The organism is Aquibium carbonis, from assembly GCF_003970795.1.
Taxonomy (GTDB): Bacteria; Pseudomonadota; Alphaproteobacteria; order Rhizobiales; family Rhizobiaceae; genus Aquibium; species Aquibium carbonis.
Map to the genome: position 1 here is coordinate 34,506 of NZ_RWKW01000043.1, position 14,125 is coordinate 48,630.

Below are 14,125 nucleotides of genomic sequence, written 5' to 3' on the forward strand. Positions count from 1 at the left end.
AGCTCCATTGCTTCCGACGACGCCGGCTGCGGCGCGCGGTGTTTGCCCATCGTGGCGCAGGTGAGGCGGCTTTGACAAGCGCCGCCGTCCTGATATCATTTGTATGCGAATGAATTTCGCGACGCTCGACGCGCACCCGGGACGCCCGGATCGGCGCGGTACGGCACCGCGGGGGGACCGACGCATGCCACGCTACGCAAGGCCGACGAAGCCCGACGAAGCCATCGCCCTTCTGGCCGAAGGCGGCTGGACGGTGCTGGCCGGCGGCACGGATTTTTTTCCCGCGCAGGGCGTGCGGCCCATTGCCGAGAACATCCTCGACATCGGCGCGATCGAGATGCTCCGCGGCGTGCGCGAGGAGGACGGCCATATCGTGATGGGCGCCACCACGACCTGGGCCGACATCGTGCGTGAGCGCTTACCAATGGGTTTCGACGCGCTGAAGCTCGCCGCGCGCGAGGTGGGTTCGGTCCAGATCCAGAACACGGGAACGATTGCCGGCAATCTCTGCAATGCCTCTCCGGCCGCAGACGGCGTTCCGGCGTTGATGGTGCTCGATGCGGAGGTGGAAGTGGCGTCGGTGCGCGGGATGCGTCGGTTGCCTTTGTCGAGCTTCGTGCTCGGCAATCGCCAGACGGCGCGCGCGCCGGACGAACTGGTGACCGCGATCCGTGTGCCGAAGGCGTCGACGGCGGGGCGGTCGAGCTTCTTCAAGCTCGGCGCGCGGCGCTATCTGGTGATCTCGATCGCCATGGCGGCGGCTCGGGTGGAGATCGATGCGGACAGGCGGATCGCCGGTTGCGCCATTGCCGTCGGCGCCTGTTCGCCGGTGGCCCGGCGGCTGGCGGTGCTGGAAGAGGACCTGGTCGGCCGCCCGGCGGACACTTCGACGCTTGCGATCATCGGCGATCGCCATTTCGCCGGGCTGTCGCCGATCGCCGACGTGCGCGGCAGCGCGGCGTACCGGTTGGAGGCGGCGCGCGAGATCGTCGGCCGGGCGCTCGCCGGCGCTTTTGCGTCGACGGATGAACGGGGCGTGGCAGCATGAGCTTTCCATCGGTACCGATCACCTTCGAACTCAATGGCGCGCCCGTGACGGTGACGGTCTCGCCGGTTGCCCGCCTCTCGAACGTCCTGCGCGACGATCTTGGCCGCACCGGCACCAAGGTCGGCTGCGACGCGGGCGATTGCGGCGCCTGCACCGTGCTCGTCGACGGTGAACCGGTCTGCGCCTGCCTGATGCCGGTCGCCCAGGTCGGCAACCGGCGGATCACGACCGTGGAAGGACTGGCCAACGGATCGCTGTCGGCGGTGCAGGATTCGTTCCTGCGTCACGGCGCGGCTCAGTGCGGCATCTGCACGCCGGGCTTCCTCATGGCAGCGACGGCGCTGCTGGAGCGAAACCCGACGCCGAGCGAGACCGAGGTGGAGGACGCGCTCGGCGGGGTGCTGTGCCGTTGCACCGGTTACAGGAAGATCGTCGAAGCGGTCATGAACGCACATTTGCCCGACCGGCATCACAACCAGCCGCCGGACGCGGGCCAGGCAGTCGGTGCGGCGATGCTCAGGCTCGACGGGCGACCGAAGGTGACCGGCGAGGAACGCTTCGGCGCCGATGTCAGGCCGGCCGGCGCGCTGTCGGTGGCTGTGATCCGGTCGCCGCACTGGCACGCGTCGTTTTCGTTCGGCGATCTCGACGGCTTCGTTTCGACGCATCCGGGCATCGTCGCGGTCTATACGGCCAAGGACATTCCGGGCGAGAACCGCTTCGGCGTCATTCCGGCCTATGCCGACCAGCCGGCGCTGGCCGACGGCGTCGCCCGCTTTCGCGGCGAGGCGGTGGCGGTGATCGCGGGCGAGAAGGACGCGGTCGATGCGCTCGACTTGTCCGATTTCCCGGTGACCTGGTCCGAGCTGCCGCATGCGCTGGACGTCGCCGCCGCGCTCGCTTCCGAACCCTTTCACGCGAACCGGCCCGGCAACGTCCTGGTGGCGGGTCGGGTGGAGCGCGGCGACGCGGATGCCGCTTTGGCGGCCTCGCAGGTGGTGGTGACCGGCGAAATCGAGACCGCCTATGTCGAGCACGCCTATATCGAGCCGGAGGCCGGCTTCGCGGCGATGGACGGGGACATTCTGGTGATCACCGCCTGCACGCAATCGCCCTTCATGGATCGCGACGACACGGCGAAGGTGCTCGGCCTCGCGCCGGAAAAGGTGCGAATCGTGCCGACGGCCACCGGCGGGGGCTTCGGCTCCAAGCTCGACCTGTCGGTGCAGCCGCTAATCGGGCTGGTCGCGCTGAAGACCGGCCGGCCGGCGGCGCTGACCTACACGCGCGCCGAATCGATGATGTCGACCACCAAGCGCCATCCGGGTTCGATGCGGGCGTCGATCGGTGCGGATGCGGACGGTCGCATCACCGGCATGGTGTTCGAGGGCGATTTCAACACCGGCGCCTATGCGAGTTGGGGACCGACGGTGGCGGTGCGCGTGCCGGTGCATGCATCCGGCCCCTATTTCACGCCGACCTATCGGGCGATCGGCCGGGCGATCCACAGCAACGGGCCGATTTCGGGCGCGTTTCGCGGGTTTGGCGTGCCGCAGGCGGCGATCATGCAGGAGACGCTCTACGACGATCTCGCTGTCAAGCTCGGCATCGACCGGCTCGCGTTTCGCCTGAGGAATGCGCTGCGCAACGGCCAGACGACGGTGGCGGGCCAGACCATGGAGAGCGGCGTCGGCATCGTCGAGTGCCTCGAAGCGCTGAAGCCGGCCTGGGAGCGGGCGCTGGCCGAGGCTGCCCGGATCAACGGGGAGGATCGAGCGGTGCGGCGCGGGGTCGGCGTCGCTTCCTGCTGGTATGGCTGCGGCAACACCGGCATTCCGAACCCGTCGACGATCCGGCTGGGCATCACGCGGGCGGGCGATCTGGTGCTGCACCAGGGCGCGGTCGACATCGGCCAGGGGTCGAACACGGTGATCACGCAGATCTGCGCCGATGCGCTGGGCGTGCCGCTGGCGTCGATCCGCGTCGAGGGCGCCGATACGGCGATCACGCCCGACGCCGGCAAGACGTCCGGTTCGCGCCAGACCTTCATCACCGGCAAGGCGGCGGAGAAGTCGGGCCGGGTGCTGCGTGAGACGATCCTGCGCGCGGCCAACGTCTCGGAGGCCGCGACCATCACGTTGGAGGGTGGCGCGATCCTGGTGGCGGAGGGCGAGGCGCGGCGGCGCATCGAGCTGTCGACGCTCTCCGAGAACGCCCATGGCTATGTGCTGATGGCGGAAGAGAGCTATGATCCGCCTACGGTGCCGCTCGACGCGAAGGGGCAGGGCAAGCCCTATGCGGTCTATGGCTATGGCGCGCAGATCGTCGAGCTCGACGTCGACACGACGCTCGGCACGGTCAAGCTGGTGCGCATCACCGCCGCCCATGACGTCGGCCGCGCCATCAATCCGCTGCTCGCCGAGGGGCAGATCGAGGGCGGCATCGCGCAAGGCATCGGCATGGCGCTGATGGAGGAATACGTCCCGGGACGGACGGAAAACCTGCACGACTATCTGATCCCGACCATCGGCGACGTGCCGCCGATCGACACGATCCTGATCGAGGTGCCGGACCCCGAAGGACCGTTCGGCGCCAAGGGGCTGGGCGAGCACGTGCTGATCCCCACCGCGCCGGCGATCCTCAACGCCATCCGCGACGCCACCGGCGCGCTGGTGACGCAATTGCCGGCGACGCCTTCGCGGGTGCTGGCGGCGATGCGGAGGCGGCGATGAGAAGGTTGATCGTCGGCATTGGCGCGAGACTACCCCCACCCCTTACCCCTCCCCACAAGGGGGAGGGGGACGATCCACGCCGCGCCAGACTTGGCTCGCGCTTGCATGGCACGCCGCCGGTGTCTCCCTCCCCCTTGTGGGGAGGGGTGAGGGGTGGGGGTGATTCGCGCTACCGGAGGGCATCCCCATGAACGAGCTCTCCGAACGGTTCGAGCCGATCGATGCGCCGCGGCCATCAGCCGAGAAGATCCGCTGCGATGCCTGCCCGGTGATGTGCTACATCGCCGAGGGCCGCACCGGGGCCTGCGACCGCTATGGCAATCGCGCGGGCCATATCGTGCGGCTCGACCCGGTGACGATCCTCCACCATGCCGAGGAGGTGGGCGGCAAGGCGATCCCCTTCATGGTGGAAGGAGAGGACTGGGACGGCGGCCTGCTGCAGGGCGCGCGGCCCTTCGTGACGGCGATCGGCGCCGGCACGACCTATCCCGACTACAAGCCGGCGCCCTTCATCGTCGGCCAGGAGGTCGAAGGGGTCGATCTGGTGACCGTGGTGACCGAAGGCATCTTCTCCTATTGCGGGGTGAAGGTGAAGATCGACACCGACCGGCACATCGGCCCCGAGACGGCGATCGTGCGGGCGAAGGGCGAGGCGATCGGCCATGTCACCACCGCCGAGTACGGCTCCCAGATGCTGTCGCTCGGCGGCGTGCATCACCTGACCGGCGGCTCGAAGGCGGAGGGGCGCGCCACCTGCGAGGCGATGCTCGACCTGTGCAACAGGAAGCCGGTGGAACTGACCATCGATGGCGGCGCGACGGTGATCGTCGAGGCCGGCAAGGCGCCCGTGATCGACGGCACGCCGGAGCACCGCATGCGGGTGGGCTGCGGCTCGGCCACCATCGGCATGTTCGCCACCCAATGGCGCGGGCTGGTCGACGAGGTGGTGGTGGTGGACGACCACATCACCGGCGTCGTGTCGGAGCACCAGGCGGGCAAGGTGCTGGGCTGGGAGGACACAGGCATCAAGATCGTCGGCCGGCGCTCGACGCCGGGACGCTATTTCAAGGTGTCGGAGCCGGGGCTCGGCTGGGGCGGGACGACGATCACCGACCCGCTGCAGATCCTGGGCGACTGGAACCCGAAGAAGGGCGCCCGGACGGGCCTGTCGCTCCTGATGGTGTCGACGACGGGGGAGCAGTTCGCCTACTTCGAACTGGACGAGGACCTGAAGCCGGTCGGGAAACCGTTTCCGGATCGGTTGCGGAAATCCGTCGAACTGATTGAAGACAATTGCGAACCGGCGCTGTGCACCGTGCTGTTCATGGCCGGCGCGGGCGGCTCGCTCAGGGCCGGCGTGACGGAGAACCCGGTCAACCTGACGCGGTCGGTGCAAGGCCTGAAGACCTATGTCACCTGCGGCGGCGCGCCGGTCTATGTCTGGCCGGGCGGCGGCATCACGATCATGGTGGACGTGATGCGCACGCCTGAAAACGCTTTCGGTTCCGTCCCGACGCCGGCGCTGGTGGCGCCGATCGAGTTCACGCTGCGGCGCGACGACTATTTGCGGCTCGGCGGCTATGGCGACGAGATCCGGACCGTGGCGGACGTGCTGGAGACGGGCGGCGAGTATCGCAGCCCGCGCCAGGTGAGCGGCGCGCCGGCCGGGAACCCGTGGCCGCCGCTGGCGCAGCTTCGCCGGGCTGGGCCGCGATGACCAGTCCGCAAATCGCCTGGCTGCCCGACGGACGGCGGCTGCACATGAACCACGGGCCGATCGACCTGATCGTCGAGGCCTTCGGGGACGACGACGAGCGGCAGGCGGCCTATGAACAGGCGGCCGCGCGGTTTGCGACCGTGCTCAGCGAACTGGTGGGGGAATTGCCCGACCTGCGACGGCCGGGCGGGGCGGCGGCGCGTGGCTTCGTCGGCGCGACCGCGCGGCGCATGGAGACGGCCGCGCGCCGGTTCAGCGACGACGGCGCGATGTTCGTCACGCCGATGGCGGCGGTGGCGGGCGCGGTGGCCGACGAGGTGCTGGCGGCGATGGTGGCCGGGCGCAGGCTCGACCGCGCCTATGTGAATGACGGCGGCGACATCGCGCTGCATCTGGCGCCTGGACGATCGCTCGGGCTCGCCATCGGCGGCAAGGACGAGACCATGGCCGATCGCGTCACGGTGTGCGCCGAGGACGCCGTGCGCGGCGTGGCGACCTCGGGCTGGCGCGGCCGCAGCCATTCGCTTGGCATCGCCGATGCGGTGACGGTTCTGGCGCGCGATGCGGCGAGCGCCGACGTCGCCGCGACGCTGATCGCCAATGCGGTGGATTTGCCGGGACATCAGGCGATCGGTCGCATGCCGGCTGTCGAGCTTTCGCCGGACAGCGATCTGGGCAAGCGGCTGGTGACGGTTTCGGTCGGCGTGCTGACGGAGGGCGAGGTAGGCGCGGCGCTGGAGCGGGGGCTGGCCGTGGCCGAGGATTTTCGACGGCGCGGGTGGATCGCGGCGGCGGCGCTGTTTCTGGCGGGGGAAGGGCGGGTGTGTCGATCGACAGAGGCTGCGTTCCTTCGCGCCCCCCTCTGCCTGCCGGCATCTCCCCCACGGGTGGGGAGATCGCCTTCACGTCGGGTTTCGCAAATCACCGATGGCGCAGGAAATGCGGCGGCGCCGAAGCTGCCGATCTCCCCCCGTGTGGGGGAGATGGGCGGCAGCCCAGAGGGGGGCGCCGCAAAGCGCTTGTCCGACAGCAAGCGTGATCATCGATCGCGCGTTTTCCGTGAGAGCAAACATGCCTGAATTTCCCATTCGCAAGATCATCGCCACCGTCGAGGATATCTTTCACGACGGCGGGCCGGCGGTGGGCGAGCCGCGGCGACGCGGCGTGGCGATGGCGCTTGTGCGGAACCCGTTCGCCGGCCGCCACGAACCGAACCTGCAGCCGGCGATGAAGGACCTGGAGCCGCTCGGCCTGCTCTTGACGGACAAGCTGATCCGGGCCTTCGGCGACGACGCGGCGCGCATCGATGCCTATGGCAAGGGCGCCATCGTCGGCACCGCCGGCGAGATCGAGCATGGCGCGCTCTGGCACGTGCCCGGCGGCTATGCCATGCGCGGGCGGATCGAGCCGTCGAAGGCGATCGTGCCGTCGGCGATGAAGGTCGGCGCGTTCGGGGCGAGCCTCGACGTGCCGCTCGGCCACGTCAACGCCGCCTATGTACGCAGCCATTTCGATGCGATCACGGTGACGGCGCCGGACGGGCCGCGCGCCGACGAGATCCTGTTTTGCCTGGCGATGAGTTGCGGCGGACGCGTGCATTCGCGCATGGGCGGGCTGGAAGCGTTCCAGGTGACCGGCGAGGACGGTTTGCGATGAGCGCGGTCAAGGCGCTGAAGCTGGTGAAGCCGGAGCCTGCGGACTACAGGCTCCAGGACCAGGTGGGGTTCGTGCTGCGCAAGGCCAACCAGCGGCACCTGGCGATCTTCGCGACCCATATCGGCGACCTGACGCCGCCGCAATTTGCGGCACTGGCCAAGCTGGCCGAGGTGGGCGAGACCTCGCAGAACCAACTCGGCACGCTGGTGGCGATGGATGCCGCGACCATCAAGGGCGTGATCGACCGGTTGAAGGGGCGGGGACTGGTCGAGGTCCGCAACCATGACGAGGACCGGCGCCGGATCGTGGTGTCGCTGACACAGGCCGGCTCCGAGGCTCTGGCGCGCCTTGTTCCGGTGGCCCGCGCCGTGACCGAGGAGACGCTGTCGCCGCTGACCGCGCGCGAGGCGGCGACGCTGATGCGGCTCCTGGCGAAGATGGGGTGAGGGTGGCAATGAGCCGTCAGCCCCCCGCGCCGAACCTCTCCGCCGCTTCCTCCGCCGTATAATACCCCATCTCGACGTCGCGGCGCACCAGCGCCGTGTCGCGCATGGCCGGATCGCCATAGCCTCCGCCGCCCGGGGTGCCGACGCTGACGCGGTCGCCGGGCTTCATCGGGATGTCCTGTTCCTTCGACAGGTGTTCGGGCACGTGCGCGATGCCGCTGCGCCAGACGGTGACGGTGTTGACCGCGCCGTCGCCGCCGCCGAGCGCGCCCTGCGGGCCGAAGCGGCCATGGTCCATGACGAAGGAGGCCCGCGCCTCGCCGCGCAGGAGCTCGATCTCGTAGGAGAGGCCAAACCCGCCGCGATGCTTCCCGGCGCCGCCGGAGCCCTCGCGCAGCGCGTAGTGGCGGTAGAGGATCGGATAGGCCTGTTCCATGACCTCGATCGGCGGCGATTTCGAAATGCCGATGGTGGAACAGCCGTTCGACAACCCGTCATGATCGGCATTGCCGCCATAACCGCCACCGGAGATCTGATACATCACGTAGCCGCGCCCGCGCGCCGGATCGAAACCGCCGAGGGCGAAATTGCCGGACGAGCCCGCGGGCGCCGCCGTCACCTTGTCGGGCACGGCCTGCACCATGGCGGCGAAGACGGCCTCGGCGATGCGCTGCGACACCTCGGCCGCGCAGCCGGAGACCGGACGCGGGTATTGCGCGTCGAGGAAGGTGCCCTCGGGGCGCTTCACGATCAGCGGCTCGAATGCGCCGGCGCTGATCGGCACGTCGGGGAAGATGTGACGGATCGCCAGATAGACCGACGACAAGGTGGTGGCCAGCACCGAGTTCATCGGCCCCGCGCAGGGCGCGCTGGAGCCGGCAAAGTCGAAGGTCAGCGTGTCGCCCGCCTTCTCGATGGCGAGCGCGATGGTCAGCGGCTCGTTCACGACGCCGTCGGAATCGACGAAGGCGGTCGAGCGCCAGGTGCCGTCCGGGATCTCGGCGATGCGGGCGCGCATCTGGTCGGCGGCGCGGCGGCGCAGCTCGGCGATGGCTGCGGTGATGGTGTCGTCGCCATAACGGTCGAGGATGCCGGCGAGCCGCTCGGCGCCGACCATCAGAGCGGCGGCCTGCGCCTTGATGTCGCCGATGCGCTGATCGGCGATGCGGATGTTGGAGGCAATGATGGCGTGGATCTCGGGGTCGAGCTTTCCCCGCTTGAACAGCTTGACCGGCGGCAGGCGCAGGCCCTCCTGCTCCACGGCGGTGGCGGACGCCGAGAAACCGCCCGGCACCGAGCCGCCGATGTCGGGCCAGTGGCCGGTGTTGGAGAGCCAGCAGAAGATCTTTCCGTCGCGCCAGACCGGCATTGCGAAGCGCACGTCCATCAGATGCGTGCCGCCGAGATAGGGGTCGTTGACGATGTAGATGTCGCCTTCCTCCGGCGGCTGGCAGCGGCCGTCGGCGATCATCTCGATGATGGTGCGGGTGGAGTACTGCATGACCCCGACGAAGACCGGCAGGCCACCAATCCCTTGTGCGATCAGCGACCCGTCCTCGGCCGAATAGATGCCGTCGGAGCGGTCGTTGGCCTCGGCGATGACGGGCGAGAAGGCGGCGCGCGAGAAGGTCAGGTCCATCTCGTCGCAGACCTGGGCGAGTGCCGCCTGGATGACGGAGAGCGTGATGGCGTCGAGCGGCTTGGTCATGCGGTTGCGCCTCCGATCGTGATGATCAAATTGCCATCGGCATCGGTTTCGAGCCGGTCGCCGGGCGGCAGCACGGTGGTCGCGTCCATCTGCTCGAGGATCGCCGGGCCATCGAGCGATGCGTCGAGCGGCAGGCGTTCGCGGGCATAGACCGGCGTGTCGATGAAGGCGCCGTCGAACCAGACGGGACGGACCTCGTTCAGGGCGCTGGCGAGATCGGCCGCGCGGCCGGCCGGATCGATCAGCGTCGACAGGTCGAGGGGGGCACGCAGACCAATGACGGACGTGTTGAGGTTGACGAGGCTGGCGCGGATCTCGGGGAGTTCCACCTTGAAGCGGGCGAAATAGGCCTGCTCGAACAGGGCTTGCAGCGTGGCGCGATCGACCGTGCCGGAGGGCAGGGGCACGTTGAGGAGATGGGTCTGGCCGACGAACTGCATGTCGGCCGAATGCAGCACCTGCACGCTTTGCGGCTTGACCACCTCGGCGTCGATCAGCGCCATGCCGTCGGCCGCCTGGGCGGCGAGAATGGCCTGCATGGCCGCCTCGTCGAGGCCGGCGACGGGCTGGTTGACGGTGCGGACGAAATCATGCCGCAGGTCTGCGACGACGCAGCCGAGCGCATTGGTGATGCCGGGGCGCGCCGGGATGAGGACCCTGGGAATGCCGAGTTCGCGGGCAAGCGCCGCCGCGTGCAGCGGTCCCGCACCGCCGAAAGCGAAGAGGGCGAAGTCGCGCGGGTCGTTGCCCTTGGCGATCGAGACCATGCGGATGGCGCCGGCCATCTTCATGTTGGCGATGGTGAGCACGGCGCCGGCCGCCGAGACGGCATCGACGCCGAGCCGCCTGCCCAGCCTGTCGGCGAAGATGACGCCGATGTCCCGGACGCTGGCGGCATTGGCAACCGACAGGAGCTTCTTCGCGTTCAGCCGCCCGAGCAGAAGGTTGGCGTCCGAGATGGTCGGTTCCACGCCGCCGCGCCCGTAGCAGATCGGGCCGGGCGTGGCGCCGGCGCTCTCGGGACCGACCTGGAGCAGGCCGGCATCGTCGACGCGGGCGATCGAGCCGCCGCCGGCCCCGACCGTGTGGACGTCGACCATCGGAACGTGGATCGGCATGGCGTATTCGATCTCGATCTCGTTGGAGACCGCCGGCCGCGCGCCGCGGATCAGCGCCACGTCGGTCGAGGTGCCGCCCATGTCGTAGGTGACGAGGTTGTCGAAGCCGGCGCGTCGCCCGGTGTAGGCGGCGGCCATGACGCCCGATGCCGGGCCCGACATCACGGTCTTCGCGGCCTCGCGGGTGACGCGCGCAGCCGAGATCATGCCGCCATTGCCGTTCATGATCAGGAATTCGCGGCGATAACCGCGCGTCTGCAACTCATGGCGCAGCCGCTCGACATAGCGCTTCAGGATCGGCTGGACCGAGGCGTTGACGGCGGCGGTGACGCCGCGTTCGAACTCGCGCGCCTCCGACAGGAGCGCGTGGCCCATGGTGACGTGGTCGTTCGGCCAGATTTCGGCCGCGATCTCGGCGGCACGCAGTTCGTGCGCGGGGTTGGCATAGGCATGCAGGAAGTGGATGACGAGCGACTCGCAGCCGGCGTCGAGCAGTTGCCGGACGGCGGCGCGGACGCCCTCCTCGTCGAGCGGGGTGCGGACAGTGCCGGTCGCTTCGAGCCGCTCGGAGACTTCAAGCCTGAGATTGCGCTGGATCAAGGGCACGAAGACGCCTGTCATGCCATAAGGCTGGGGGCGCGTACGCCGGCCGAGTTCGAGCACGTCGCGGAAACCGGCTGTGGTGATCATGCCGGTGCGCGCCAGGCGCCGCTCGAGGACCGCGTTGGTGGTGGTGGTCGTGCCATGGACGAGGAGGTCGATGTCGGAGATCGGAAAGCTGGTCGCCTCGATCGCGCGGATGACGCCGAAGGCCTGGTTGTCGAGGGTCGTCGGGGTCTTGGCGAGATGGACCTTGCCGCCGCTGGCGCCGTCGATCAGGATCAGGTCGGTGAAGGTCCCGCCGACATCCACGCCGGCGACGACGCTTTCGGATGATGCGCCGTTTTTCTCGTCCATGCCCGTTTCCCGCAACCACGACCTCAGGGATGGGCGCAGTTTGGAATGGCAGACTACCCGTGCGCCTTGACCCGAAAATCATTTGTATACTAATAATTCCGGGGAGCAAGGGCGCGCCTCGCCGTCGCATTGTCACCCCGTGGGAATCCGGCACCGTTTCGTGCTATGGAACCCCGCTCGAAACACCAGCCCGGGAGAGTTGAGCCGATGACCGCGGTGCCCGCCAACGAGAATGCAGCGCCCCTGCGCTTTCCGATCCCGGCCAACGTCCATGCCGAGACGGTTGTTTCGGTGACGCATTACACCGACAGCCTGTTCTCGTTTCGCATCACCCGGCCGCAGAGCTTTCGCTTCCGCTCCGGCGAGTTCGTGATGATCGGCCTGCCGAATGCCGAAAAGCCGATCTTCCGCGCCTATTCGATCGCCAGCCCCGCCTGGGACGAGGAACTGGAGTTCTATTCGATCAAGGTTCCGGACGGCCCGCTGACCTCGGAACTGCAGAAGATCGCGCCGGGCGATACGATCCTGCTGCGCCAGAAGTCGACCGGCACGCTGGTGCTCGACGCGCTGAAGCCCGGCAAGCGGCTGTGGATGATCGCCACCGGCACAGGCATCGCGCCTTTTGCCAGCCTGATCCGCGATCCCGAGACGTACGACAAGTTCGAACAGGTGGTGCTGACCAACACCTGCCGGGGCGTGGCCGAACTGCAATATGGCGACCAGTTGTTCGCCGCCGTGTCGGAAGACCCGCTGATCGGCGAACTGACGGCAGGCCGGCTGACCTATTACGCCACGACCACGCGCGAGGACTCGCCCCGGACGGGCCGCATCACCGACCTGATCTCGTCGGGCAAGCTGTTTGCGGATCTGGGATTCGACGCGTTCGATCCCGAAACGGACCGGGTGATGATCTGCGGCTCGATCGACATGATCCGCGACGTGTCGAAGCTGGTGGCGGATTTCGGGCTGGTCGAAGGCTCCAACGCCGCGCCCGCCGATTTCGTGGTGGAACGCGCTTTCGTCGGCTGATCGCCGCCGGTTCGAACATGGCGTTTTCAGAGCGGTGGCCCGATCGGCCGCCGCTCTTTCTTTCAAGGCCGACTCAGCCTTCCAGCCGCGTCAGGAAGTGGGCGAACGCCATCGTGCCCTCGGGCCATGGGCCGTAGCCGGCATCGGCGTTGATGTGCCCGGCTTCCCCGGCATCGAGGAACATCGATCCCCAGGCGGCCGCGATGTCCTCGGCGACGGCGAAATCGCAGAACTCGTCGTTCCGGCTGGCGACGAGAATGGAGGGGAAGGGCAACGGATCGCGCGGGTAGGGCCCGAAGGTCATCAGGTGCTTCGGCCGGATCTTCGGGTTGGAAACGTCGGGCGGGGCAACCAGGAAGGCGCCGGCGATCCGGCGGCGGATGGCGGGAAGCGCGTGGATGGCGGTGGGAATGCCCAGCGAATGCGCGACGAGAACCAGCGGCTTCTCGGCGGCGTTGGCGGCCTCGGCCACCGCCGCCGTCCAGTCATCGCGAACGGGCTTCGACCATTCCGCCTGCTCGACGCGGCGCGCCGTCGACAGCTTCGTTTCCCACCGGCTTTGCCAGTGGTCCGGTCCCGAATTGGTGTAGCCGGGAATGATCAGTATGTCGGCGTCCTTGATCTTCATGGCGCCCATGTAGCGAGGCGATGCCGCGCTCGCAAGACGAGGCGGGCAGCCCCCAAACTTGACGGGTTGTGCGGTGCAAACTAATTTTGGTGCATTGCGGTCGACGGATCGCGCAGCACCACCCACCGGAAAGGCACTCGCATGGTCAATTCGTTCCAGGACATGAACACCCTCGGCAAGGAACTCATGGACACCAGCCTGAAGAGCGTCGCGGCCGTCACCAAGGGCGCGCAGGCGATCGCGGCGGAAGCGACCGATTTCACCAGGACGTCGGCGGAGGCCGGCAGCGCCGCGCTGGAGAAGCTCCTTGCCTCGAATTCTCTCGACAAGGTGATCGAGGTCCAGACGGATTTTGCGCGGAGTGCCTACGAATCATGCGTGGCCGAGGCGACCCGCATGAGCGGCCTGTTCGCCGACCTGGCGCGCGATGCGCTCAAGCCCTTCGAATCGGTGATGTCCCGCAGCAAATGAAGCGTCTGCAGGGGAAATGACGGGACAGGCGCGACGCGCCGCGCTAGACAGGTCCGGTCGCGGTTCCGCGGCCGGGCTTTTTCATTTTTCGGTCATGGCGGGATCCGTTGCCGCCGAAAAATCCGGGTCGCCGGAGGCCGCCATATTGTCAGCGCGAAAGAAGGCCTTAAAATCCGTCGATGATCGCCTACATTGAGAACACTCTCCGAATGACCGGGACACGGGAAGGCAGGACTTGAAGACGGGTGGGCAAGCCATGCGAAACCACACAGGGCGAATGCAGGGCAACGACGACAGGTCCAACACCCCGGGGCGTGGCACAGCCGTCATCACCCGGGCGAAGCCGAAGACCAAGAAGCCCAGCCTCTACCGTGTCCTCATCCTCAACGACGACTACACGCCGATGGAGTTCGTGGTCCACATCCTGGAACGATTCTTCCAGAAGGACCGGGAGGCGGCGACCCGGATCATGCTCCACGTCCACAATCACGGCGTGGGCGAATGCGGCATCTATACGTTCGAGGTCGCCGAGACCAAAGTGTCGCAAGTCATGGATTTTGCCCGTCAGCATCAGCATCCCCTGCAATGCGTGATGGAGAAAAAGTGAGGTACTGA

The 14,125-nt window shown here is 68.1% G+C and carries 11 protein-coding genes and 1 pseudogene; 9 read left to right on the forward strand and 3 right to left on the reverse strand.

From position 1 onward, the window contains the following. The first annotated feature begins 184 nt into the window (after positions 1–184). The 6 genes and pseudogenes from EJC49_RS12685 (at position 185) to EJC49_RS12710 (ending at position 7,599) form a co-directional block, all read left to right on the forward strand. Positions 185–1,048 carry an FAD binding domain-containing protein gene (locus tag EJC49_RS12685; RefSeq protein ID WP_126700304.1) on the forward strand — a complete coding sequence of 288 codons (864 nt, stop codon included), beginning with the start codon at positions 185–187 and terminating at the stop codon, positions 1,046–1,048. Continuing rightward, positions 1,045–3,780 (forward strand): molybdopterin-dependent oxidoreductase, encoded by a 2,736-nt coding sequence (locus EJC49_RS12690; RefSeq protein ID WP_126700305.1) that lies wholly within the window; start codon positions 1,045–1,047, stop codon positions 3,778–3,780. The genes EJC49_RS12685 and EJC49_RS12690 overlap by 4 nt, the downstream gene beginning before the upstream one ends. A 187-nt stretch (positions 3,781–3,967) precedes the next feature. After that, complete coding sequence (locus tag EJC49_RS12695) at positions 3,968–5,497, forward strand: 6-hydroxynicotinate reductase (protein ID WP_126700306.1); 1,530 nt, start codon at positions 3,968–3,970, stop codon at positions 5,495–5,497. Next, positions 5,494–6,342 (forward strand): annotated as a pseudogene (locus EJC49_RS12700) (UPF0280 family protein); the annotation flags it as partial. The gene EJC49_RS12695 and the pseudogene EJC49_RS12700, both read left to right, overlap by 4 nt. A 226-nt stretch (positions 6,343–6,568) precedes the next feature. Further along, positions 6,569–7,153 carry an amino acid synthesis family protein gene (locus tag EJC49_RS12705; RefSeq protein ID WP_126700308.1) on the forward strand — a complete coding sequence of 195 codons (585 nt, stop codon included), beginning with the start codon at positions 6,569–6,571 and terminating at the stop codon, positions 7,151–7,153. Then, positions 7,150–7,599 carry a MarR family winged helix-turn-helix transcriptional regulator gene (locus EJC49_RS12710; protein WP_126700309.1) on the forward strand — a complete coding sequence of 150 codons (450 nt, stop codon included), beginning with the start codon at positions 7,150–7,152 and terminating at the stop codon, positions 7,597–7,599. Before EJC49_RS12705 ends, EJC49_RS12710 begins: the two co-directional genes overlap by 4 nt. 16 nt (positions 7,600–7,615) lie before the next feature. Here the strand turns inward: EJC49_RS12710 and EJC49_RS12715 are convergent, their stop codons facing one another. Both EJC49_RS12715 and EJC49_RS12720 read right to left on the reverse strand, forming a co-directional pair. Continuing rightward, positions 7,616–9,307 (reverse strand): hydantoinase B/oxoprolinase family protein, encoded by a 1,692-nt coding sequence (locus EJC49_RS12715; RefSeq protein ID WP_126700310.1) that lies wholly within the window; start codon positions 9,305–9,307, stop codon positions 7,616–7,618. Then, complete coding sequence (locus tag EJC49_RS12720) at positions 9,304–11,382, reverse strand: hydantoinase/oxoprolinase family protein (RefSeq protein ID WP_126700311.1); 2,079 nt, start codon at positions 11,380–11,382, stop codon at positions 9,304–9,306. Before EJC49_RS12720 ends, EJC49_RS12715 begins: the two co-directional genes overlap by 4 nt. 207 nt (positions 11,383–11,589) lie before the next feature. Here EJC49_RS12720 and EJC49_RS12725 point away from each other — a divergent pair, with 207 nt between their 5' ends. Beyond that, positions 11,590–12,411 (forward strand): ferredoxin--NADP reductase, encoded by an 822-nt coding sequence (locus tag EJC49_RS12725; protein WP_126700312.1) that lies wholly within the window; start codon positions 11,590–11,592, stop codon positions 12,409–12,411. Positions 12,412–12,484: 73 nt separating this feature from the next. Here the strand turns inward: EJC49_RS12725 and EJC49_RS12730 are convergent, their stop codons facing one another. Further along, on the reverse strand, positions 12,485–13,039 hold the full coding sequence (locus EJC49_RS12730; protein WP_170314704.1) for an RBBP9/YdeN family alpha/beta hydrolase: 555 nt from the start codon (positions 13,037–13,039) through the stop codon (positions 12,485–12,487). Positions 13,040–13,180: 141 nt separating this feature from the next. On the opposite strand from EJC49_RS12730, the gene EJC49_RS12735 reads away from it, so the two are divergent. Both EJC49_RS12735 and clpS read left to right on the forward strand, forming a co-directional pair. Continuing rightward, positions 13,181–13,510, forward strand: a complete 330-nt coding sequence (locus EJC49_RS12735; protein ID WP_126700314.1) for a phasin family protein — start codon at positions 13,181–13,183, stop codon at positions 13,508–13,510. Positions 13,511–13,766: 256 nt separating this feature from the next. Next, positions 13,767–14,117, forward strand: coding sequence for an ATP-dependent Clp protease adapter ClpS (gene clpS / locus EJC49_RS12740; protein ID WP_425358813.1), 351 nt, complete (start codon positions 13,767–13,769; stop codon positions 14,115–14,117). The last annotated feature ends 8 nt before the right edge of the window (positions 14,118–14,125 follow it).

What these genes read in the sequence shown, in the direction of transcription:
- EJC49_RS12685 (WP_126700304.1), top strand. Translation starts at nt 185, where the DNA reads ATGCCACGCTACGCAAGGCCGACGAAGCCCGACGAAGCCATCGCCCTT.
- EJC49_RS12690 (WP_126700305.1), top strand. Translation starts at nt 1,045, where the DNA reads ATGAGCTTTCCATCGGTACCGATCACCTTCGAACTCAATGGCGCGCCC.
- EJC49_RS12695 (WP_126700306.1), top strand. Translation starts at nt 3,968, where the DNA reads ATGAACGAGCTCTCCGAACGGTTCGAGCCGATCGATGCGCCGCGGCCA.
- EJC49_RS12705 (WP_126700308.1), top strand. Translation starts at nt 6,569, where the DNA reads ATGCCTGAATTTCCCATTCGCAAGATCATCGCCACCGTCGAGGATATC.
- EJC49_RS12710 (WP_126700309.1), top strand. Translation starts at nt 7,150, where the DNA reads ATGAGCGCGGTCAAGGCGCTGAAGCTGGTGAAGCCGGAGCCTGCGGAC.
- EJC49_RS12715 (WP_126700310.1), bottom strand. Translation starts at nt 9,307, where the DNA reads ATGACCAAGCCGCTCGACGCCATCACGCTCTCCGTCATCCAGGCGGCA.
- EJC49_RS12720 (WP_126700311.1), bottom strand. Translation starts at nt 11,382, where the DNA reads ATGGACGAGAAAAACGGCGCATCATCCGAAAGCGTCGTCGCCGGCGTG.
- EJC49_RS12725 (WP_126700312.1), top strand. Translation starts at nt 11,590, where the DNA reads ATGACCGCGGTGCCCGCCAACGAGAATGCAGCGCCCCTGCGCTTTCCG.
- EJC49_RS12730 (WP_170314704.1), bottom strand. Translation starts at nt 13,039, where the DNA reads ATGAAGATCAAGGACGCCGACATACTGATCATTCCCGGCTACACCAAT.
- EJC49_RS12735 (WP_126700314.1), top strand. Translation starts at nt 13,181, where the DNA reads ATGGTCAATTCGTTCCAGGACATGAACACCCTCGGCAAGGAACTCATG.
- clpS (WP_425358813.1), top strand. Translation starts at nt 13,767, where the DNA reads ATGCGAAACCACACAGGGCGAATGCAGGGCAACGACGACAGGTCCAAC.